This window comes from Psychroserpens luteolus, assembly GCF_021032705.1.
GTDB classification, from domain to species: Bacteria; Bacteroidota; Bacteroidia; order Flavobacteriales; family Flavobacteriaceae; genus Psychroserpens; species Psychroserpens luteolus.
In genome coordinates, this window is sequence record NZ_JAHVXI010000003.1 from 65,643 (window position 1) to 85,427 (window position 19,785).

General features: G+C 34.3%; 19 protein-coding genes. 10 read left to right on the forward strand and 9 right to left on the reverse strand.

Annotated elements, in window-relative coordinates:
• Positions 1-64 precede the first annotated feature (64 nt).
• Complete coding sequence (locus tag KWG70_RS09245) at positions 65-436, forward strand: VOC family protein (protein WP_230935733.1); 372 nt, start codon at positions 65-67, stop codon at positions 434-436.
• Here KWG70_RS09245 and trhA read toward each other — a convergent pair.
• The 4 genes from trhA to KWG70_RS09265 all read right to left on the reverse strand — a co-directional run bounded on the left by trhA (position 433) and on the right by KWG70_RS09265 (position 6,482).
• Positions 433-1,059 carry a PAQR family membrane homeostasis protein TrhA gene (gene trhA / locus KWG70_RS09250; protein ID WP_230935734.1) on the reverse strand — a complete coding sequence of 209 codons (627 nt, stop codon included), beginning with the start codon at positions 1,057-1,059 and terminating at the stop codon, positions 433-435. The two genes, KWG70_RS09245 and trhA, sit on opposite strands and share 4 nt — an antisense overlap.
• Positions 1,059-1,748 carry a DUF4294 domain-containing protein gene (locus KWG70_RS09255; protein WP_230935735.1) on the reverse strand — a complete coding sequence of 230 codons (690 nt, stop codon included), beginning with the start codon at positions 1,746-1,748 and terminating at the stop codon, positions 1,059-1,061. The genes trhA and KWG70_RS09255 overlap by 1 nt, the downstream gene beginning before the upstream one ends.
• A 160-nt stretch (positions 1,749-1,908) precedes the next feature.
• Positions 1,909-5,562, reverse strand: a complete 3,654-nt coding sequence (locus KWG70_RS09260; RefSeq protein ID WP_230935736.1) for an ABC transporter permease/M1 family aminopeptidase — start codon at positions 5,560-5,562, stop codon at positions 1,909-1,911.
• Between the two features lie 32 nt (positions 5,563-5,594).
• Positions 5,595-6,482 carry an ABC transporter ATP-binding protein gene (locus KWG70_RS09265; protein ID WP_230935737.1) on the reverse strand — a complete coding sequence of 296 codons (888 nt, stop codon included), beginning with the start codon at positions 6,480-6,482 and terminating at the stop codon, positions 5,595-5,597.
• Positions 6,483-6,618: 136 nt separating this feature from the next.
• On the opposite strand from KWG70_RS09265, the gene KWG70_RS09270 reads away from it, so the two are divergent.
• The 7 genes from KWG70_RS09270 to KWG70_RS09300 all read left to right on the forward strand — a co-directional run bounded on the left by KWG70_RS09270 (position 6,619) and on the right by KWG70_RS09300 (position 13,743).
• Positions 6,619-7,707, forward strand: coding sequence for a M42 family metallopeptidase (locus KWG70_RS09270; protein ID WP_230935738.1), 1,089 nt, complete (start codon positions 6,619-6,621; stop codon positions 7,705-7,707).
• Between the two features lie 6 nt (positions 7,708-7,713).
• The gene (locus KWG70_RS09275) at positions 7,714-8,871 is read left to right on the forward strand and encodes an aminotransferase class V-fold PLP-dependent enzyme (RefSeq protein WP_230935739.1); all 1,158 of its coding nucleotides are present in this window, start codon (positions 7,714-7,716) and stop codon (positions 8,869-8,871) included.
• 4 nt (positions 8,872-8,875) lie between these two features.
• Positions 8,876-9,430: an NUDIX hydrolase gene (locus KWG70_RS09280; RefSeq protein ID WP_230935740.1), complete on the forward strand. Its 555-nt coding sequence runs from the start codon at positions 8,876-8,878 to the stop codon at positions 9,428-9,430.
• Between the two features lie 22 nt (positions 9,431-9,452).
• On the forward strand, positions 9,453-10,139 hold the full coding sequence (locus KWG70_RS09285; protein ID WP_230936063.1) for a PrsW family intramembrane metalloprotease: 687 nt from the start codon (positions 9,453-9,455) through the stop codon (positions 10,137-10,139).
• 94 nt (positions 10,140-10,233) lie between these two features.
• Positions 10,234-10,719, forward strand: coding sequence for an acetyl-CoA carboxylase biotin carboxyl carrier protein subunit (locus tag KWG70_RS09290; protein ID WP_230935741.1), 486 nt, complete (start codon positions 10,234-10,236; stop codon positions 10,717-10,719).
• A gap of 1 nt (position 10,720) precedes the next feature.
• Entirely contained in the window at positions 10,721-12,160 is a 1,440-nt protein-coding gene (gene accC, locus KWG70_RS09295; protein WP_230935742.1) for an acetyl-CoA carboxylase biotin carboxylase subunit, read from the forward strand.
• Positions 12,161-12,201: 41 nt separating this feature from the next.
• Positions 12,202-13,743, forward strand: coding sequence for an acyl-CoA carboxylase subunit beta (locus KWG70_RS09300; RefSeq protein ID WP_230935743.1), 1,542 nt, complete (start codon positions 12,202-12,204; stop codon positions 13,741-13,743).
• 9 nt (positions 13,744-13,752) lie between these two features.
• On the opposite strand, the gene KWG70_RS09305 is transcribed toward KWG70_RS09300, so the two are convergent.
• On the reverse strand, positions 13,753-14,862 hold the full coding sequence (locus tag KWG70_RS09305; RefSeq protein ID WP_230935744.1) for a helix-turn-helix domain-containing protein: 1,110 nt from the start codon (positions 14,860-14,862) through the stop codon (positions 13,753-13,755).
• A 156-nt stretch (positions 14,863-15,018) separates the two neighbouring features.
• On the opposite strand from KWG70_RS09305, the gene KWG70_RS09310 reads away from it, so the two are divergent.
• Positions 15,019-15,573, forward strand: coding sequence for a type II toxin-antitoxin system RatA family toxin (locus KWG70_RS09310; protein WP_230935745.1), 555 nt, complete (start codon positions 15,019-15,021; stop codon positions 15,571-15,573).
• Positions 15,574-15,588: 15 nt separating this feature from the next.
• Positions 15,589-16,464, forward strand: coding sequence for a VOC family protein (locus KWG70_RS09315; protein WP_230935746.1), 876 nt, complete (start codon positions 15,589-15,591; stop codon positions 16,462-16,464).
• 9 nt (positions 16,465-16,473) lie between these two features.
• Here KWG70_RS09315 and KWG70_RS09320 read toward each other — a convergent pair whose 3' ends face one another.
• From KWG70_RS09320 to KWG70_RS09335, 4 genes are all read right to left on the reverse strand, one after another.
• On the reverse strand, positions 16,474-17,559 hold the full coding sequence (locus KWG70_RS09320; RefSeq protein WP_230935747.1) for an amidohydrolase family protein: 1,086 nt from the start codon (positions 17,557-17,559) through the stop codon (positions 16,474-16,476).
• A 77-nt stretch (positions 17,560-17,636) separates the two neighbouring features.
• The gene (locus KWG70_RS09325) at positions 17,637-18,164 is read right to left on the reverse strand and encodes a GNAT family N-acetyltransferase (RefSeq protein WP_230935748.1); all 528 of its coding nucleotides are present in this window, start codon (positions 18,162-18,164) and stop codon (positions 17,637-17,639) included.
• Between the two features lie 3 nt (positions 18,165-18,167).
• Positions 18,168-19,175 carry a S41 family peptidase gene (locus tag KWG70_RS09330; RefSeq protein WP_230935749.1) on the reverse strand — a complete coding sequence of 336 codons (1,008 nt, stop codon included), beginning with the start codon at positions 19,173-19,175 and terminating at the stop codon, positions 18,168-18,170.
• Positions 19,175-19,621, reverse strand: a complete 447-nt coding sequence (locus KWG70_RS09335; protein WP_230935750.1) for a DinB family protein — start codon at positions 19,619-19,621, stop codon at positions 19,175-19,177. The genes KWG70_RS09330 and KWG70_RS09335 overlap by 1 nt, the downstream gene beginning before the upstream one ends.
• Positions 19,622-19,785 lie beyond the last annotated feature (164 nt).

Consider the following 19,785-nt stretch of genomic DNA (forward strand, 5'->3'; position numbering starts at 1 on the left):
AATTGAAGAGCTATTAAATTGATTAAAATTTATATCTTTAAGCATCAACCTAAAACAAAAGACTATGAAACTCGGTGCATTTTCAATTAGCTTGGCCGTAAAAGACATTCACGCGTCTAAGGCTTTTTATGAAACCTTAGGGTTTAGTGTATTTGCTGGAGATCTAGAACGCAATTATCTCATTATGAAAAACGGAAACGCCTTAGTAGGTCTATTTCAGGGCATGTTTGAAAATAATATCCTGACCTTCAATCCTGGATGGGATGAAAATGCCACTACACTAGAAGAGTTTGATGATGTAAGAGCCATTCAAAAACATCTTAAATCTCAGAATGTAAAATTAGAACGCGAGGCAGATGAGTCGACTTCTGGTCCTGCAAGTATTGTAATGCTCGATCCTGATGGCAACGCCGTATTAATCGATCAACATGTTTAAATAACGAAAAAGTACACCATGAAAAAGTGGCAAATGGCACCTCCTAATACAAATAAGTGCCAAATCACATGGTTATAAGGTATTTTATCAATGGCATAAAAAACGATTCCCACTGTGTAAAGCAGTCCTCCTGCAAATAACAAGTACAATCCGTTAGTGTCTAGTCTATCGGCTAAGGTAGAGAAGTCAAAAACAATTAACCATCCCATAACGAGGTATAATAATGTGGAAAAGGTTTCGAATCTACCTGTAAAGAATAGTTTTAGAATTACTCCAAAAGCAGCAATTCCCCAAACCACCCAAAAGAGCACCCAACCTAAACTGTCGGACAACATGATGAGTAGCACAGGTGTATAGGTTCCTGCAATAAGTAGATAAATGCTAATATGATCAACGATTCGAAAGTAATGCTTACGTTTATCCCCTTTTACGGCATGATAAAATGTAGAAGCCAAAAACAAAACAATAATTGAGATGCCGTAAATGATAACACTAAAGAGTCCGTAAGGTGTTTCTCCTTTTAAAAAGACAATGAGTAGCACCAAACCTGCAATTCCAAGTGCAGCACCAATCCCATGACTCCATGCATTTAAGCGTTCTTCTAGAGGCGATTGTATACGCATTAGTTTTTAATTTCGGCTGTTGATTTATTCTTTAACCATTTATCAGATAAGTCGTAGTAATCGAATTCGATAGCTGGTTCTTGACGTTCTAGAATCCTGTCTTGAAACGCGCGTTCTAGGATATCTTCAATAAAGAAATCTTCTTTTATCTCCATTGGATTAAACTCACGTTTAAGAGAAATATCAAACAAGTTAGCTGTACTATTAAACCAAAAGGCTCGCCAACCACTGCGTAATTCTTTAATTAACTGAAATGTTGTTTTCCCAGTTTGTCGGTGAATTAATTTAACGAGAATCTGACCTTCAGTTCGCGTGAGCTTTTTGAGCTCTGCAGAAAATTCATCTTCAATATACTTTTGAATTTTCTTTGCATAGCGTTTTTTATCTCTCTTTTTTTCAAGTGTTTCCAGACGCTGCTTTAAGGTAATCAAACGGTCGGCTGCCAATTTAGCATAAGGATATACTTTTAAAGTTTTTCGTTTTAAGATTAAGTACTGTCTACGTTCTTCTCGATCTGAAAAATTAATCTTATTAAGTACTAAAACTTCCTTTAGGTCTATAGCTTCTTTTACAATAGAGTCACCTTCTACATAGATATACTGTACCAATGTAGAGTCTTTTTCAACAGGTTCAACCTGAGCGAAAAGACACAACGGAAAGCATATTAAAAGGTATACTACTAATCTCATATGTAAGTTTACTGCCAAAACCATTCCATTTAGATCATCAAAATTAATTATTTGTTAGTTTATAAACCTTTATTTCGTGTTAATATTATAATTAAATTATACAAACAAAGAAAACCCATAAATGATTTATTTAAGGGTTTTCTCAATTTTGTTAGTATTACTAATTTATTTTCTGTCGGTTGTCGTCAGAACGTGTATCAATTAACTTATTGTAAGGATCTACACCAACTTCGGTAGGTTTTTCATCAACAATAATAGACAGTCTATTATTAATCTCTGTGATTTTATGTTTCTTTAAATATAGGACACGTTCCTTTTTCTTTCCATCGATATCATCTTCGGTAAAAATACCAATATCGATATAATCTTTTAGTTGCACTGATAATAATGGTTTATCTTTTCCTTCTGGCAAATACGTAATTGAGTCTCTACCAACTTCAGAATAGTATCGTTTTCCTTTTTCATTATTTCGATATTTACTCACGTTAAATTCGATATCAACTTTATATTTTCCATTATCCATTTCAGTAGTAGAAGCACTAAGAACTCTATTATCGTATAGCGTAATGGTTTCAAACATATCTTTAATCACATACTGCAAACTATCTGGAGTGACTGCTCTAACATGATTGACCATATCTATTGATGTTGTATAAGGTGGTTCTTGAAATTTCACTTTCTCTACATAGGTTTTAAGTGCATTGTTAAGTACATCCTCTCCAATATAATCGCTCAAAGCATATAACACTAATGATCCTTTTTGGTAACGTATATAACCTTGGCCATCATTGTACATTAATGGTTTTTCTCGTTTACTCTCAAAGGTTCTCGATGTTAGATAATCATCTAAGGCTTTCTTTAAAAATTTGCGCATTTGTTCTTTTCCAATTTCCTTCTCAAGAACTTTTAATGATACATATTCCGATAAACTTTCAGACATCATGGTCGCTCCCAAAACATCTGCACCAATCACTTGATGTGCCCACCATTGATGCGCCACTTCATGAACTGTAATAGCATAAGTGTAATCTACACCTCCTTCTTCACTATCATCAACCTCGGCAATAAAACCTGCGTCGCCAGAAAAAGGGATTGTATTTGGAAATGACTGGGCAAACCCACCAGCTGGAAATTCTATAATGCGTAATTGTTTATGTTGATACGGACTAAAATTTTCTGTATTATAAGTCAATGATGCTTTCATTCCTCGCATCATTCTATCGAGATTGTATTCATGACCTTTATGGTAATAGATCTCTAAATCGACATCATTCCATTTGTCTCGTTTTACTTCGTATCTAGCAGAATTAAACGCATAGAAATGTAATATTTTACTATCCATCTTATAATGAAAATAACGGCGACCATCTTCTACCCATTCCTTCTGTAGGTAACCTGGAGCAATTGCGATTTGATCTTCACTCGTGCTCACTGTAGCTTCAAAATCGACCCAATCACTATCCTTGGAAATATAGGTGTTCCCTAAGGCAGATGAATCACTTGGATGAGGTCGCAATGCATTAGGAGGTAGATCATATTTTTTTCGCGTTTTGTCATCTCTAAGTTCATTACTCCCATCATAACCCAAACTTGGAAATAACTGAAAATTATTAAGAAATGTTCCATTTTCAATAACAGGAGAATTACGCCTTAAAATTGTATTAGGTTCATTTTTGACTGTAAAATGCAACTTCATGGTATCACCAGGTATCAACGGACGCTTTAATTCATAAATATCAAAGTTGTACAAGGTATCTTCTAATACGAGTTGATTAGCTCTATCAAATTCAAATGTGCTTGGATAGCTATTATGGTTTAAGAAAATACTATCTATTACTTGATCCGTTTTGTTGACCATGAGATATTCTCCAGACCCATTAAAATCTCTTGTCTTCGGAAAAATATCCAGGTTAGCTTTTACCGAAACTATTCTCGGTTGGGCAACATCTTGATATTTTTTATAGAGCTTCTCCCACTCTACACGTTGCTGCTCTCGCTCTTTTGAAGAATAGCTTTCATTCTTAATATTTGTTTCGTGGAAAATTCTAAAACCTAAAGACAAAAAGCCAATAAGCAATACTAAAAATGTGATAGCAACTGGAGCTTTAAACCTGGACTTTGCAATTTTAATACGTTCTTTAAACGAGTGTGGTAACCCTCTAACCCAAAACAAGCCAGCGATGACCATCAATACTAATCCTCCAAGAACCCAATAGCTTTTATACAGCAAGTAACGACCTAGGGAATCTCCATATCCATTCATGTCATTAAATCCAAACCCAGGGCCTTCGTTATATTTTAAAATAGGTTGTTCTATACCAGCTAAACTCAAGAATGGGATACCAATTGCAATAACCAATAAGACAAAGAGACCTAAATATGGGTTTCGAATCAAAGTTTGAATCCATAACGCTAAGAAAGCCCAAATTACATAATTAATGAGTTTTAAACCGAATAATTCTTTAATGTATAACCCTATCTCAATATCATAATATCCTTTATATAATTGAAATAAAATTCCTGATATCATAATAACTGTTAACAACAGCATTTGCATTTTTACAATGGCAATAAATTTTGATAAAAACAGTGACCAATTTGGAATTGGAGTCACGTCCTCAATACCATTCATTTTTGCAATCTTACTACGATTGACTAACATTCCTGCGTATAAAAATGTGCAAATATTGATAGCAATTACAAATGCACCTCCGCCTTGTAACATACGCCATGTTCTAGGATATGATGGTGTTCCAAAAGGGTTTCCTAAGTCTGCAAGCGCTATTAATACGATAATAAGACCTACCAATACGATACTAATAAATGGCCAGCTCTTAACAATATATTTAAATTCTACATTAGATATTTTCCATGTGTTTTTTAGGTTTTGCAGAAAAGAGTAATCAAAATTAACTTTAGGTAAATTAACTCTTGTAATACCTCCAAAATTGCGTTTTGTAGAACGTACACCTTGTGATTTTTTAAAGAGCGAAAATGTAATAGCATTTTGGCTAAACTTAAAGAATCTATATACCAAAGCAAACACAACTGAGGACACACCCAACCAAATCAAACGGTTATATATAATAACTTCTTTTATAGGGATATGCAGCTCATTTTGCTCTGCAACGGTCCAATACCTAGTATAATATTGCATAGCCGCTCCTCCAAAAGGGTCAGCCAAGGCAGCAATATATCTATGCTCTGGATCTGATAAAAAGCTCTCGGCCACGCCTTGGACAAATAACAGTAAAATAACAGTTATAAATCCAGCCGCTATATTTCTTGTAAACGTAACAACTCCAAAAACAATAGCCCCAAATAATAATATATTTGGTAAAATGAATACCCAATACGCATTAAAATAAGATTTGAAATCAAATGTAGTGATCAAATCAGGATTGGTTCCTGGCAATCGATACCCAATAAACATTCCAATTCCAATAGTTAATACAACACAAGTTACAATAAGCACTGCGCTAAAAAATTTGGCAAATAAATAGCTGCTTTTTGTAAATGGATATGAATATAAAATAGTATGCATATCACTCTTATAATCTCTATATACTGATACACCAATAATTGATGGAAATAAAAAGAAAATAAAAATGGTTAATGAAATAAATAAGTTAGCAATGCCGAACGGTGAATTTACAGTTCTAGATGAACCGGTCGTAACTGTTAAGCTATCGAATATTCCTGCATTGGCTGCAGAAATAAATAGAGCCAAAGAAAAGAAAATTGCCATATAAATATAGAAGGCAGGTTTTTTTAACCAGTACTTCAATTCATGAAAAAATATAGTAGAAAACATAGTGTATTTTTTTAGATGTAAATAAATTTCAATTAGCTTAAAACAGGTTCATCCTGTCGTAACGCTATAAAATACACATCGTCTAACTGCGGCTCGGCTGATTTAAAATCGGCATCAGGTAATTGATCTGAAAACACCCTAATGTTTAGCGTATTATCTTCATTATAATTAGAAGACAACACATTGTATTTAGCTTCATTTTCCTCTAAATTATCACGTTCAATAATCTTGGTCCAAATTTTCCCACTAAGCTCTTCTCTAGCTTTTGAAGGTGTCGAATGCTTCAAAATACGTCCACCATTTAAAATAGCCATTTCATTACATAGTTCTTTAACATCTTCAACAATATGTGTCGAAAAAATCACAGTACAGTTGGTTCCTACCTCGCGAAGTACATTTAGAAAACGATGTCTTTCAGCTGGATCTAAACCTGCAGTAGGCTCATCTACAATAATAAGTTTAGGGCTATTTAATAATAACTGTGCAATACCAAAGCGTTGTTTCATTCCTCCTGAATAACCTGCAACATTCTTTTTACGCACATCTGATAAATTTGTGATCTCTAAAACTTCATTAACCAATGCAGCTCGGTCACTTTTTGAAGCAACACCTTTTAAAGTCGCAAAATAATCCAGTAAAGCTTCAGCAGACATTTTTGGATACACACCAAACGATTGTGGTAAGTATCCTAAAATTCTTCTGAGTGCCATTTTATCTTCCAAAACATTAATGTCTCCAAACATAATTGAACCAGAATCTGGACTCTGCAATGTTGCTATCGTTCTCATAAGTGATGATTTTCCTGCTCCATTTGGACCTAGTAAACCAAACATTCCTGTACCAATTTCGAGATTAAGATTATCGATAGCTTTGACACCATTTTTATATGTTTTTGTTAAATCTTTAATGACTAGCTTCATCTGTTTTTGTTTAAAATTAAATTTATAAGGTGATAAGTGTAAAAATAGTTCATTTTGTTACAAAATTTAGTTGAGTAACATTTTAATACTGAATAAATCCTTTTATTTTTACAGAAATACAAATAACAACATATCTATGGCATCAAAAAGTATCCTAAATAAAAAATCACTCGATTTCCTTGAAAAATATTTAAATAATGCAGCTCCTACAGGTTATGAATGGAACGGTCAAAAGGTTTGGATGGACTATCTAAAACCTTATGTAGACGAGTTTATTACGGACACCTACGGAACGGCAGTTGGCGTAATCAACCCAGAAGCTAAGTACAAAGTAGTTATTGAAGGTCATGCCGATGAAATTTCATGGTATGTAAATTATATTTCGGATAACGGATTGATCTATGTGATTAGGAATGGAGGAAGTGATCATCAAATTGCACCAAGTAAAATTGTAGATATCCATACTAAAAAAGGGATTGTCAAAGGCGTATTTGGTTGGCCTGCTATCCATACAAGAAGTCGTGCAAAGGAAGAACCACCAAAACCAAACAATATTTTTATAGATTGCGGTTGCTCCAATAAGAAAGAAGTCGAAAAACTAGGAATACATGTTGGTTGTGTGATTACATATCCCGACACCTTTCATATTTTAAACAAAAATAAGTTTGTTTGTCGCGCACTAGATAACCGAATGGGTGGTTTTATGATTGCCGAAGTGGCACGCTTACTAAAACAAAATAAGAAGAAATTACCTTTTGGATTATACGTCACTAACTCTGTTCAAGAGGAAATTGGATTGCGTGGTGCACAAATGATAACCGATACCATCAAACCAAATGTAGCGATAGTCACTGATGTTACACACGATACAACAACACCAATGATCGATAAAAAGAAAGAAGGTCATTTACAAATTGGTAAAGGTCCTGTTGTCGCCTATGCACCAGCAGTACAACAAAAATTACGTGATTTAATAACAGATACTGCTGAAGAAAAGAAAATACCATTCCAACGTTCTGCCTTGTCTAGAGCCACTGGTACAGACACAGATGCTTTTGCTTACAGCAACGGAGGTGTTGCCTCTGCATTGATCTCTTTACCATTGCGTTACATGCACACAACCGTTGAAATGGTGCATCGTGATGATGTAGAAAATGTCATTAAAATGATTTATGAAACACTTCTTAAAATTAAAGATGGAGATACATTCTCTTACTTTGAATAAATGCTTATGAGTATTCAACATCAAAAACACCTTTTCAGTATTCCTGAAGACGTTACTTATCTAAATATAGCGAGCCTCTCTCCTTCTTTTAAAGCTATTGAGAAAGCTGGCCTTGATGCCGTACTCCAAAAAAGTAAACCCTATACAATTCCAGTTTCAGATTTTTTTGATCCTGTAACTGAACTCAAGCATTTATTTGCAAAACTCATTGACACTGATGAACCTGAACGTATAGCAACCATCCCTTCTGTTTCCTACGGAATGGCTACTGTTACTAACAATATCAAACTCAATCCCAATGATGAGATCTTAGTTATTGAAGAGCAGTTTCCGAGTAATATCTATGCTTGGAGAAAACTTGCTGAAACTTATGATGCAAAAATTAGAACCATAGCTAGCCCAAATCTTATAGAAGATAATGGCAAACAGTGGAACAAAGACATTCTTGACGCCATTTCCGATAAAACTGCTGTTGTGGCTTTAGGAAATATCCATTGGTCTAATGGAACCATTTTCGATTTAAAAACTATACGATCAAAAACTAGGACGCATGATGCATTATTAATTGTGGATGGTAGTCAGACTATAGGTGCTTATCCGTTTTCAATTAAAGAAATCCAACCAGACGCGCTGATTTGTGCTGGATACAAATGGCTCTTTGGTCCTTATGGATGTGCTTATGCGTATTATGGAAATTATTTTGATAACGGAGAACCTATTGAAAACAATTGGGCCAATCGACTGAATAGTGAAAAATTAGCTGACCTTACTAATTATGAAGCACGCTACAAACCTCTAGCCAATAGATATGCTGTAGGTGAAAGCGGTAATTTCATTTATGTGAAAATGCAAATCGAAGCACTGAAACAAGTGATTCAATGGAAACCGAATACCATTCAAGAGTATTGTAAATCTATTTCTCTATCAGCTACCGAACAATTAATAGCTTTAGGTTGTCAAATTGAACATCCAGATTATAGGACACATCATTTGTTTGGTGTTAAACTGCCTGAAAGTCTTGATATCAAGAAACTTAAAGCGGCATTACAAGAACAGCAGATCTACGTATCATTTAGAGGTAAATTCATTCGGATTTCCTGCCACTTCTACAATACTAAATCCGATTTTGAAACCTTAGTTAATTGCATTAAATCTGTACTCTAATAGTATGGAAGACTATATTGATATCGCTGATAGAAAAGGAAAATTAACTGGCGTTTCGGCTTCAAAATCTGAAATCCACTCTAAGGGACATTTTCACCATACAGCACATATATGGTTTTTTACTTCAGATGGTGAAATTCTACTTCAACAACGTGCTGCTTCAAAACTGATTTGCCCATTGCTATGGGATGTTTCTGTCGCAGGTCATGTAGATGCAGGTGAAACCATAGAACAGGCTGCTATTAGAGAAACAAAAGAAGAAATTGGTATTTCCATTTCCGAAGAACAACTCATTAAAATAGGCGTTTTTGATTGTTTTCAATCGTATTCAAACGGCATTATTGATAATGAGTTCCACAATACCTTCATCGTAAAGCTTAACTTAGACATAGGTGATTTCACTCCAAACCTAAACGAAGTTGAAGCCCTAAAATTTGTTACTATGTCAGAATTCAATGAGAAACTAGAACATAGCGATATGAATAATCATTTCATATCTAGTAACAAAACCTACTACCAATTCGTTTTAGAAACCATTAAAAATAACCTAGCTGAATAATTTTTACTACTTTTCATTCATGATCAATTTACTTGTACTCGCCATTGCTCCTATTTTTATAATTATTCTCTATGTGTATTATAAAGATAAATATGACAGGGAACCGAAAGGTCTTTTATTGGCAAGCTTTTTATTAGGAGCCATACTAAGTATTATTATTACAACCATAATTTATGTTGGGTTTGACATCATACTTCCTCTTAAAGATGAGTTTAGCGTGCCTCAACAGTTTGTAAAAGCATTTTTAGTTGTTGGGCTCACTGAAGAATTTAGCAAATATATAATTGTTAGGTTTTTCTCTCAGCCAAAAGAAGCTTTTAACGAACCTTTTGATGGCATTATGTACGCCGTCATGGTATCAATGGGCTTTGCAGCTACAGAGAATATACTTTATGTTTTGGAAGGTGGTTATGCTACTGGTATTTTGAGAGCTTTTACTGCTGTTCCAGCACATGCCACATTTGGTATTTTAATGGGCTATTTTATGGGAAAAGCAAAATTCTCAAAAAACAGAATCAAACTCAACCTCTTTGGATTATTATTGGCCGTCACGTTTCATGGTTTTTATGACTTCTTCTTATTTATAGATTTTATACCTGGTATATGGGTTGGCGCATTTATATCGCTTATTCTGGGTATTATATTATCACATAAAGCCATTAAAACACATCAGGAGAATTCTCATTTCAATCCAAAAAATGGTTTATAATTCCTATAATGTATTTTAATTATTTTGCTAAAAATAATCCGTTACGAAAACGTTATAATTCGTTACCTTTACTGCGAATAAAAAATCCATTTTAATGAGTCAATCCTTTAAGGTAAATGTCAATTCAACATTCGATTTTGATATTTCAGAAACAGAAAGCTCCCAACTCAACAGCATCAAAACTTCAGCAAGCGAACACCATGTTTTACATGAGAATTCATCTTACAAAACTGAAATAACTAGATCAGATTTTAATAAAAAAGAATTTCAAGTAAAGGTTAATAACAACATTTACAACATAAACATTATAAATGAGTTAGACTCATTAATAAAAGAAATGGGATTCGAAATAGGCAGTTCTAAAGTTGTTAATGATATTAAAGCACCAATGCCTGGATTAATTCTTGAAATTAATGTAAAGAATGGTCAAGAGGTTAGCGAAAATGATACGCTTTTAATCTTGGAAGCCATGAAAATGGAAAATGTACTAACCTCTCCTAGAGATGGTGTCATAAAATCTATTTCAGTAGAAAAAGGTGATGCTGTAGAAAAAAATCAATTGCTCATAGAATTCGAATAAAATGAAAAAAATATTAGTAGCTAATCGTGGAGAAATTGCAATTCGCGTCATGCGTACAGCAAAAAAAATGGGTATTAAAACAGTAGCTGTTTATTCAACTATTGATAGACATTCTCCCCATGTAAAATATGCAGATGAAGCTGTACTTATTGGCGAAGCTCCTTCTAATCAATCGTATCTGCTAGGTGATAAAATTATAGAGGTTGCAAAACGCTTAAATGTTGATGGTATTCATCCAGGTTATGGATTTTTAAGTGAGAATGCAGATTTCGCCGAACTTTGTGAAGCAAACAACATTACATTTATTGGCCCAAAGTCTAAAGCTATTAGAGTCATGGGTAGTAAACTAGCTGCAAAGGAGGCTGTTAAAGCTTATGATATACCAATGGTTCCTGGAACAGATGAAGCTATTACAGACATCCCAGAAGCTAAAAAAATTGCAAAAGATATTGGTTTTCCAATATTGATAAAAGCCTCTGCTGGAGGTGGTGGAAAAGGAATGCGTATCGTACAAAAGGAAGAGGAATTTGAATCTCAAATGGATCGCGCTATTAGCGAAGCTGTTAATGCATTTGGTGATGGTTCTGTATTTATTGAAAAATACGTCACGTCTCCTCGCCATATTGAAATACAGATAATGGCAGACACACATGGTAATATCATCCACTTATTTGAGCGTGAATGCAGTATTCAAAGACGTCATCAAAAAGTCGTTGAAGAAGCGCCATCAAGTGTACTAAGTCCCGAACTTAGACAAAAAATGGGAGACGCAGCTGTAAGAGTTGCTGAAGCTTGCGATTATGTTGGTGCTGGAACCGTAGAATTTTTGTTGGACGATACTCACAATTTCTATTTTCTTGAAATGAATACACGTTTACAAGTTGAACATCCCGTATCAGAGATTATTACTAATACCGATTTAGTAGAACTTCAAATTCGAGTGGCTCGTGGTGAAGTATTAGCTCTAAAGCAAGACGATCTTGAAATTCATGGTCATGCTTTAGAATTACGTGTTTATGCCGAAGATCCTCTAAATGATTTTTTACCTAGCGTTGGAACTCTTGAGACCTACAAACTTCCTAAAGGAAAAGGTATTAGGGTAGATAATGGATTTGAGCAAGGCATGGAAATCCCTATCTATTATGATCCAATGATCTCTAAACTTATTACCTACGGAAATACACGTGATGAAGCTATATCTCTAATGCTGAAGGCTATTGACGATTATCATATTGAAGGAATCCAAACAACTTTGCCTTTTGGAACTTACGTTTGTGAGCATGAGGCTTTTAGAAGTGGAAACTTCGATACTCATTTTGTGAAACGTTATTATGCGCCAGAGGATTTAATCGATCAGCAAAAAACTGAAGCCAAAATTGCAGCACTTGTTGCCGTAAAACACTATTTAGAAGAGCAAAAACTTTTGCGTATTCCAAATTAAATTCAGTTTAAAATAAATCATTCAATAACATACCATTTTCTATGGATTCAAAAATAAAAACCCTAAACGACAAATTACAAAAGGCCTATTTAGGAGGCGGACAAGTTAGAATTGATAAGCAGCATCAAAAGAAAAAACTCACTGCACGTGAACGTGTAATGTATTTTCTAGATGAAGGTTCTTTTGAAGAAATAGGAGCTTTGGTAACCCATAGAACAAAAGATTTTGGAATGGAAAACCAAAAATTTTATGGTGATGGTGTTGTTACAGGTTATGGTACTATTGGCGGACGTTTAGTGTATGTATTTGCACAAGACTTCACTGTATTTGGTGGTTCTCTTTCGGAAACTCATGCAGAGAAAATCTGTAAAATAATGGACTTGGCCGTAAAAGTTGGAGCACCTGTTATTGGCTTAAATGATTCTGGAGGCGCGAGAATTCAAGAGGGTGTTCGTTCTCTTGGTGGTTATGCAGATATTTTCTACAGAAATGTACAGGCATCTGGTGTCATTCCGCAAATTTCAGCAATCATGGGTCCTTGTGCTGGAGGTGCTGTATATTCGCCAGCTATGACAGATTTCACCATTATGGTAGAAGACACGAGTTATATGTTCGTCACGGGACCAAATGTTGTAAAAACTGTAACCAATGAAGAGGTTACAAGCGAAGAACTTGGTGGTGCAAGTACACACTCAACAAAATCTGGTGTAGCCCATAAGACATCATCAAACGATGTTGAATGCCTAGAGGATGTAAAAACCTTGTTAAGCTACTTACCTCAAAATAACACAGAAAGCCCTGAGCTTTTACCGTACGACCTACAAGACGAAATAAGAGATAGCTTATCTACAATAGTTCCTGACAACGCTAATAAACCTTACGATATGCATGATGTGATCAAAGGTATCATAGATGAAGATTCTTTCTATGAGATTCATAAAGATCATGCTGAAAATATTATTGTTGGCTTTGCTCGTTTAGGTGGTCGTAGTATTGGTATTGTAGCTAATCAACCTATGTTTTTAGCAGGTGTACTGGATGTAAACAGCTCAAAAAAAGCAGCGCGATTTGTACGTTTCTGTGATTGTTTTAATATTCCTTTACTTGTACTAGAAGATGTTCCTGGTTTCTTACCAGGCACAGATCAAGAATGGAATGGTATAATCGTGCATGGCGCAAAATTACTCTATGCATTTAGCGAAGCTACAGTGCCAAGAGTAACTGTAATTACACGAAAAGCTTATGGAGGAGCCTATGACGTTATGAACTCAAAACATATAGGTAGTGATATGAATTTTGCTTGGCCTAGTGCCGAAATTGCAGTTATGGGAGCTAAAGGTGCTGCGGAAATCATCTTTAAAAAGGATATAAACGCTGCCCAAGATAAGGAAGCGAAATGGAAAGAGAAAGAGGCTGAATATGCTGAGCTTTTCGCAAACCCATATAGCGCAGCAGAACGTGGTTTTGTTGATGAAGTTATTCTTCCAAAGAACACAAGAAGGAAGCTGATAAAAGCCTTTGCGATGCTAGAAGATAAAGTTGTTGATCGTCCAAAACGCAAACATGGAAATATTCCATTGTAACATCAATTGTTAGAGTTCTTTTACGATTTTACTGAAATAGGAATTTGGAGTTTCATTTGTGAATTTTTTAAACGCTCTATAGAAACTTGTTTTATTGCCAAACCCACATTCTTCTCCAATAGCTTGTATTGAAAGCTTTGATGCTGTTCCTTTTTTAAATAATTGCTTGGCTTCCTCTATTCGGTATGAGTTGATAAAATCATAAAACGAGATATTCATATGTTCGCTCAATACTTGAGAAATATGATGAGAAGGCACATCAATAGCAACAGATAAGTCTTTTATCTTTAGATTAGTCTTAAGATACATTTTTTCTATAGCAACAGCATGAGTCAGCTTTTCATTTATTAAAATCTGTTCAGATTTATTTAAAGGTGATGTTTCATACTTCGTTTTCTTTTTTGAGAACACATCTTTTATATCCACTACCGAATAGCTCAAAAGCAGTATTGTAATAGCCATTAAACTTGCTAATACAATTTCAGTAGTAATAGCAGAAACCCCTGTAATTAAAAACCCTGTTTGAAATATCATGTAAAATACACATAGAACAATTAAGGTCCATGAAATACGGTTGAGTATCGACTTATTACCATTAAATTTTGACTTAATTACTTTTAATGAAACAACAACATAAATTAAAAATAGAATTATAAATAGGTTAGCAGATAGCCATTCTATAAACGTAACATTTCCATCTGGTATATTTTTATAATAATAATTAATAGTATTGACCTTAGCGGCTGTTGGCTGCATTAAATAACTAAACTGCTCAATACATGCAATTATAAATGGCAACATGTGCAACATATCCACTTTATTAAAAGTAAATCGCTTGGTATTAAAACTTTTTACAAACAAAAAATAAGAAGGCCCTAAAAGAAATAAAGTAGGATAACTAAGACCTAATAGATTTGGGTATTGCTTTATGATTTCAGTAGTAAAAAGCAAAAACGTATCTAAATGCAAAATCAGAAAAAATAATAGTGCTGCTAAAAACCATCTTGAAATTCCCAGAGATTTCGCTCTAAATAATACCACTATTACAAAAAGTCCAATTAGAATGGTTCCCCCTAATAAGAATGTAAGTACAAATGCTGATGCTCCTAAACTATCCATAATAAAAACTTAATGCAATATAGTAAGCCTTTATTAATTGATAATAGCTTTTTATGATTTGCACCCAATCAATCGGTTTCAATTAATTAAGCGTGCCCATTTTTACTAAAAAACACCGCAGCAATCCTCTAATTTTAAATCAAAATTATTTTTCAAATGGTACGCAAAATATTAAAATGGACTTCGATTATTATTACAGCTTTAATTGTCATCATATTAATTTATGGCAGCATACAATACTCAAAAGCAAAAGGTATTAATCACTTTATTTCAGAACGCATTGTTGAGGCTCCAAAAGCTAAAGTGTGGCGCATCATATCAGATGTAGGCAATTACCACAAAGTCACTGCTGCTGGCATTGACGATGTTAAAATAATAGAAGGAGAAGGACTAGGTTTAAAACGTATATGTGCAGATCAAAACGGAAATAGCTGGGAAGAGACTTGTACCTCATGGATTCCCGAAAAAGAATTTGGTTTTGAAGTTAATACACAAAAGGAAGACTATCCTCTTCCCTTCAAATCTCTTTCTGCAATCTGGAAAATAGATGCTATTAGTCCTAACAAAACTAAAATTACCATAGACATGAGCTATGAGTTTAAAAATGCATTCTTAGGTGGTTTATTTCTGAATTTAGGAGAAAAACAAGCCAAGAAAGATTCCAATTTTTTATTAGACAATTGGCAAAAAATGGCCGAAAACAATCAATAAATAAAACTTAAACTTATGAAAAACACAATGAAATTTATACTACTATTATGTATATCGCAAACTCTGGCGCAAACCTCAAATACTATTCCTGAATGGTTCCAAAAGAACATGGAAGGTTCTATTGGGACTTGGGTTGCTGATAATGCTGAATATAAAAATGAAAATGAACCTATGACAAGCTACGCTATGGATTGGAAATGGGGCATTGGAAAAACGTCTATAATTGGTGAACTCTATGGTTATATTGACGACAAAAAAGTTGGTCCATTTTGGGAGTTTAGACAATACTGGGATTTTAAAAAAAACGAGGGTATACTATTACAATATGGAAGCGATGGCACTGTTGGTATTGGTCCGTTAAAACAAATATCGGATAGCGAAACCGAATTAACACAGGTATTTACAACCCCTTCTGGAGTTTCTAAAACTCACGGACATCGGTCTAGCTTAAAACCAAATACACTAAAAGTGAGTTCATTTACTATTGATGCCAATGAAAAATGGACTGTAAATAGATCGTATACTTGGAAGCTTTCAAAAGCAAAAAAAACCAACGAATTAGGTCAGCTATCATTATCTCTTAACGTTAAAAATATCAAAGCCTCCTATTCCTTTTATAAAAAGTTAGGATTTAAAAAACTAGAAGGCAACCTAGATCAAAACTGGGTGGTTTTATCAGATGGCAATTCAAAAATTGGATTATTCCAAGGGATGTTTCCAAACAATACCATTACATTTAATCCTATAGATGCGCGAGAACTATATAAAATAGCAACCTCTAAAAACTTACCTGTTGTTATGAAAACAGGAATGGATAAAAAAGACGGTAAAGCATCATTTATGATCACAGATCCAGATGGCAATCCCATTTTAATTGACCAACATAAGTAAGAGATTATGCTAGTTTGGAAATAAACTTTTATCTAAACCTGGGACAATACGCAATGCATTTTTGTAATACACTTTTTTAAGCACTTCGTCTGGTAAATCTAAACCATACATCGGCCAAAAGGCATGGTATTTTTTATGATATGGAAAGTATTCATCAGCACTTTCCAAAACTCTAAAATACGTTGGAAACTCATTGGGTTTCCAACTGTCTTTTCCGAATAGAATTCGGTCTTGATATTTGATAAAAAAAGCTTTTGCGAAGCGAGGTTGTCTGCCCAATTCGGCTATAATAGCACCAATGCCAACATTCATATTTGGCATCTCATCTAATAATTTACCAAGATGCCCTAAGTTATTAGCAAACCAGCCCATATGTGCATTGATAAATGTCGTGTTTGGATGCGCTTTAAACATATTGTGTTGCTCTTGTATAATTTGTTCCCAAGGTGCTGGATTATTAGCATCACGTTTGCGACGTGGATGTGTTTTTAATTCGAGCCATCGCTCATTATCACCATCAAATTCGTCCCAAAATGACTTCGGATCTGCAGCATGAATCAACACCGGAATTCCTAATTCTCCGCAGGTTTTCCAGATTGGGTTCAATCTTGGGTCATCAATAGCCAAACGCTTACCATCAACATCTGTATTTCTCAACCCCAAACTCTTGTACACTTTGAGTCCGCGTGCACCATTTTTTACATCTTCGCGCAACTGCGCTACCTTCTCTTCAATCCAACCCTCTGCTCCTGCTCCTTCAAAATTGATATTACAAAATACAACAAAGCGACCTGGGAAATTCTTGTTAATATTTGCAACCGACTGTATAAGATCATCTCCCGTTCTTCCACTTAAATTGACCATGATCTTCATATTTAATGTATCCATGGCAGCAACAACTGGGCTCAAATTTTGAGTAGGCATTCGATATTGATGACCATGAACATCAATAAACGGAAACTTTGCTTTTTTAATAATTTTTCCTGGAACAACAAGCGTTGATTTTGGGTTATAATCTTCAAAAGATATGTCTTGGGAAAAGGATGAATATGCCGCGAATAATAAAACGCAGAACAAATAGTACTTAGTTTTCATATGAAGTGTTTTATGCTTTAAAGTTAAACATCACAAGTGATAGAGCTATAGATTTAGCATGTGTTTAACACAAACTGTTAAAACACGCGTCCATAATAATTTAAATCTACAATTTCGCCTTTAGTAGTTCTATAATCATTCCGAATCACGCCTTCTAATTCAAAACCACTTTTTAAAATCACAGCGATGCTACCATTATTTCTGCTACTAGCGCGACACAAAAGCTTAATGAATTTAAACTCTGCAATAATATGCTCAATAACTAAAGTAGCAGCTTTTGTTGTAATCCCTTGGCCTTGATATTCTGCATCTATAAAAAAGCCTAATTCTGCTTTAGGCACATTCCAATCGATATTTTTCACATCTACCAGTCCCACAAACAAATTAGTAGTGAGATCAATAACCATGTAAGGCATATAGGTTTTATTTTGAATACGTTGCTCAATTTCTAAACAATAGTTCTTAGTATCCTCTAATGTTAGGGTCTTCGCTACTGTTCCTGCAAAAAAATCCTCAAGACGAGCTCTGTTTCTATCAATTAAATTGAAAAACGCTTCACTTTCTGTAGGTTGTAATAGATTGATTTTAAAGTGATCAAAATTCATTATTTAATTATTATTTATCCAGTTAATAGCCTCTGTTAACGCAGCTTCTGTAGCACTAAATTGGTCAGGGCTTAATTGCTCTCCAAATACATTTAAATCTCTATCTGCAAAATAATGGGTTGTAAGGAGAAGTCTAGCATTATCGCTCAAGGTGAATGGCGTGTTAGCGGTTGAAAGCCCGCAAGTAAAGTCTCCAAATGTTCTCGTATTTGGTCTACTAATAAAACTAACGGCAATAGCCTCGCCAGAACTTGCCACACCATTATCTAATAAGACAGCAACTTTCGGATTTGGATTTGCCAATTCGTACGCTGGTTCTAACGACATCACTACTGTTCCGTCAATAAATGATGAATTATTGTCAAACCCAAATGCGATTTCATTTTGATCTGGATCAACAAAATAACCAGATGTACCATTACCCAAAACAGGTCCAATTCCTGTTAGCATAGGCCACATATTTCCACCAGTATTTGCTCTTAAATCTACAATCCAAGCTTCTATATTGAGTCCGTCTTGAGATTGAATTTGAGTCCGTATATTTTCGGCAAAGGCAATACCATCACTGCCAGCAGAACCATTAAAATTAGAGACTTTTACATAACCAATATGACTTGGAACCTCAACATTATCAAATGCCGTACCTTCACAGATGACGCTATTTGGATTCACATATTGCTCATTTGAACCAATATAAAAACTGTGATTATCACCTAATAACTCAAGAGCCTTTAATATTCCTGGATAAGTATCTTGTATGGTTTGTGCATTGTTTTCTAACTCTGTAAATGCTTCGGTTCTTAAATTGTTCCAATCAATTGTGTATTTATTAATCGAGTTGTCTTGCATAATATTAATCACCTGATTAAGGTAATTTCTCGCAACTACAGACACATTGTCAATAGTATCGATTTCTGAGGTGGAGTCTCCTGCCGATGGTGCAATGTCACTCTTACTGCACGAAAAGAGAACAAGTATGAATAGCGTATATATTTTAATTTTTTTGGTCATTATGAATCTAGTAATCGTCTATGATAATTGATTTGCCCTAAATGATAAGATAAATGCATTACTAAATGCACTAGAAAGTATTCGGTGGTCATAGTATCTTCAAATACACGGCGTTTATATTCTTTTTGTAAATCACTTTCTGTAAGACCTTTTAACACCCTTGAAACAACAATAATGGTATCATCTACTTGTTTGATTAAGTCTTCACGAGGCACATCCTTAAGTGAAAACTCTAAATCACGTTGTCTTACATATCCCGAATTACCAATGGTCTCTCCAATAAAATGATTAAGATTTCCAACGATATGCAAACATAGATTTCCAGCAGAATTAGATATGTCTTTTGTTACTAACCACAGCTTTTTTTCATCTGTATATAAACTGACTTCTGTTTTTAATTGGTTTAAATCTCTGGTATACAATTTTATTAATGTATCTGTAAGCATATTGAGTTTAGTTATAAAATGATTCTATAAAAATATACAATAATCGCTAATGTTTCGATACAAAGATTTAGAATATATTTTAAATAATAATACGTCTTAATTATCAAGATTTATTAATTAAAAAATCCAACATCAACAACATCTAACAGCTGTTCGTAATAATT

Excerpts from the sequence above, each read along its gene's own strand:
- KWG70_RS09300 (WP_230935743.1), top strand. The coding sequence starts at position 12,202 with ATGGATTCAAAAATAAAAACCCTAAACGACAAATTACAAAAGGCCTAT.
- KWG70_RS09245 (WP_230935733.1), top strand. The coding sequence starts at position 65 with ATGAAACTCGGTGCATTTTCAATTAGCTTGGCCGTAAAAGACATTCAC.
- trhA (WP_230935734.1), bottom strand. The coding sequence starts at position 1,059 with ATGCGTATACAATCGCCTCTAGAAGAACGCTTAAATGCATGGAGTCAT.
- KWG70_RS09315 (WP_230935746.1), top strand. The coding sequence starts at position 15,589 with ATGAAAAACACAATGAAATTTATACTACTATTATGTATATCGCAAACT.
- accC (WP_230935742.1), top strand. The coding sequence starts at position 10,721 with ATGAAAAAAATATTAGTAGCTAATCGTGGAGAAATTGCAATTCGCGTC.
- KWG70_RS09260 (WP_230935736.1), bottom strand. The coding sequence starts at position 5,562 with ATGTTTTCTACTATATTTTTTCATGAATTGAAGTACTGGTTAAAAAAA.
- KWG70_RS09290 (WP_230935741.1), top strand. The coding sequence starts at position 10,234 with ATGAGTCAATCCTTTAAGGTAAATGTCAATTCAACATTCGATTTTGAT.
- KWG70_RS09265 (WP_230935737.1), bottom strand. The coding sequence starts at position 6,482 with ATGAAGCTAGTCATTAAAGATTTAACAAAAACATATAAAAATGGTGTC.
- KWG70_RS09325 (WP_230935748.1), bottom strand. The coding sequence starts at position 18,164 with ATGAATTTTGATCACTTTAAAATCAATCTATTACAACCTACAGAAAGT.
- KWG70_RS09275 (WP_230935739.1), top strand. The coding sequence starts at position 7,714 with ATGAGTATTCAACATCAAAAACACCTTTTCAGTATTCCTGAAGACGTT.
- KWG70_RS09335 (WP_230935750.1), bottom strand. The coding sequence starts at position 19,621 with ATGCTTACAGATACATTAATAAAATTGTATACCAGAGATTTAAACCAA.
- KWG70_RS09320 (WP_230935747.1), bottom strand. The coding sequence starts at position 17,559 with ATGAAAACTAAGTACTATTTGTTCTGCGTTTTATTATTCGCGGCATAT.
- KWG70_RS09280 (WP_230935740.1), top strand. The coding sequence starts at position 8,876 with ATGGAAGACTATATTGATATCGCTGATAGAAAAGGAAAATTAACTGGC.
- KWG70_RS09330 (WP_230935749.1), bottom strand. The coding sequence starts at position 19,175 with ATGACCAAAAAAATTAAAATATATACGCTATTCATACTTGTTCTCTTT.
- KWG70_RS09270 (WP_230935738.1), top strand. The coding sequence starts at position 6,619 with ATGGCATCAAAAAGTATCCTAAATAAAAAATCACTCGATTTCCTTGAA.
- KWG70_RS09305 (WP_230935744.1), bottom strand. The coding sequence starts at position 14,862 with ATGGATAGTTTAGGAGCATCAGCATTTGTACTTACATTCTTATTAGGG.
- KWG70_RS09310 (WP_230935745.1), top strand. The coding sequence starts at position 15,019 with ATGGTACGCAAAATATTAAAATGGACTTCGATTATTATTACAGCTTTA.
- KWG70_RS09255 (WP_230935735.1), bottom strand. The coding sequence starts at position 1,748 with ATGAGATTAGTAGTATACCTTTTAATATGCTTTCCGTTGTGTCTTTTC.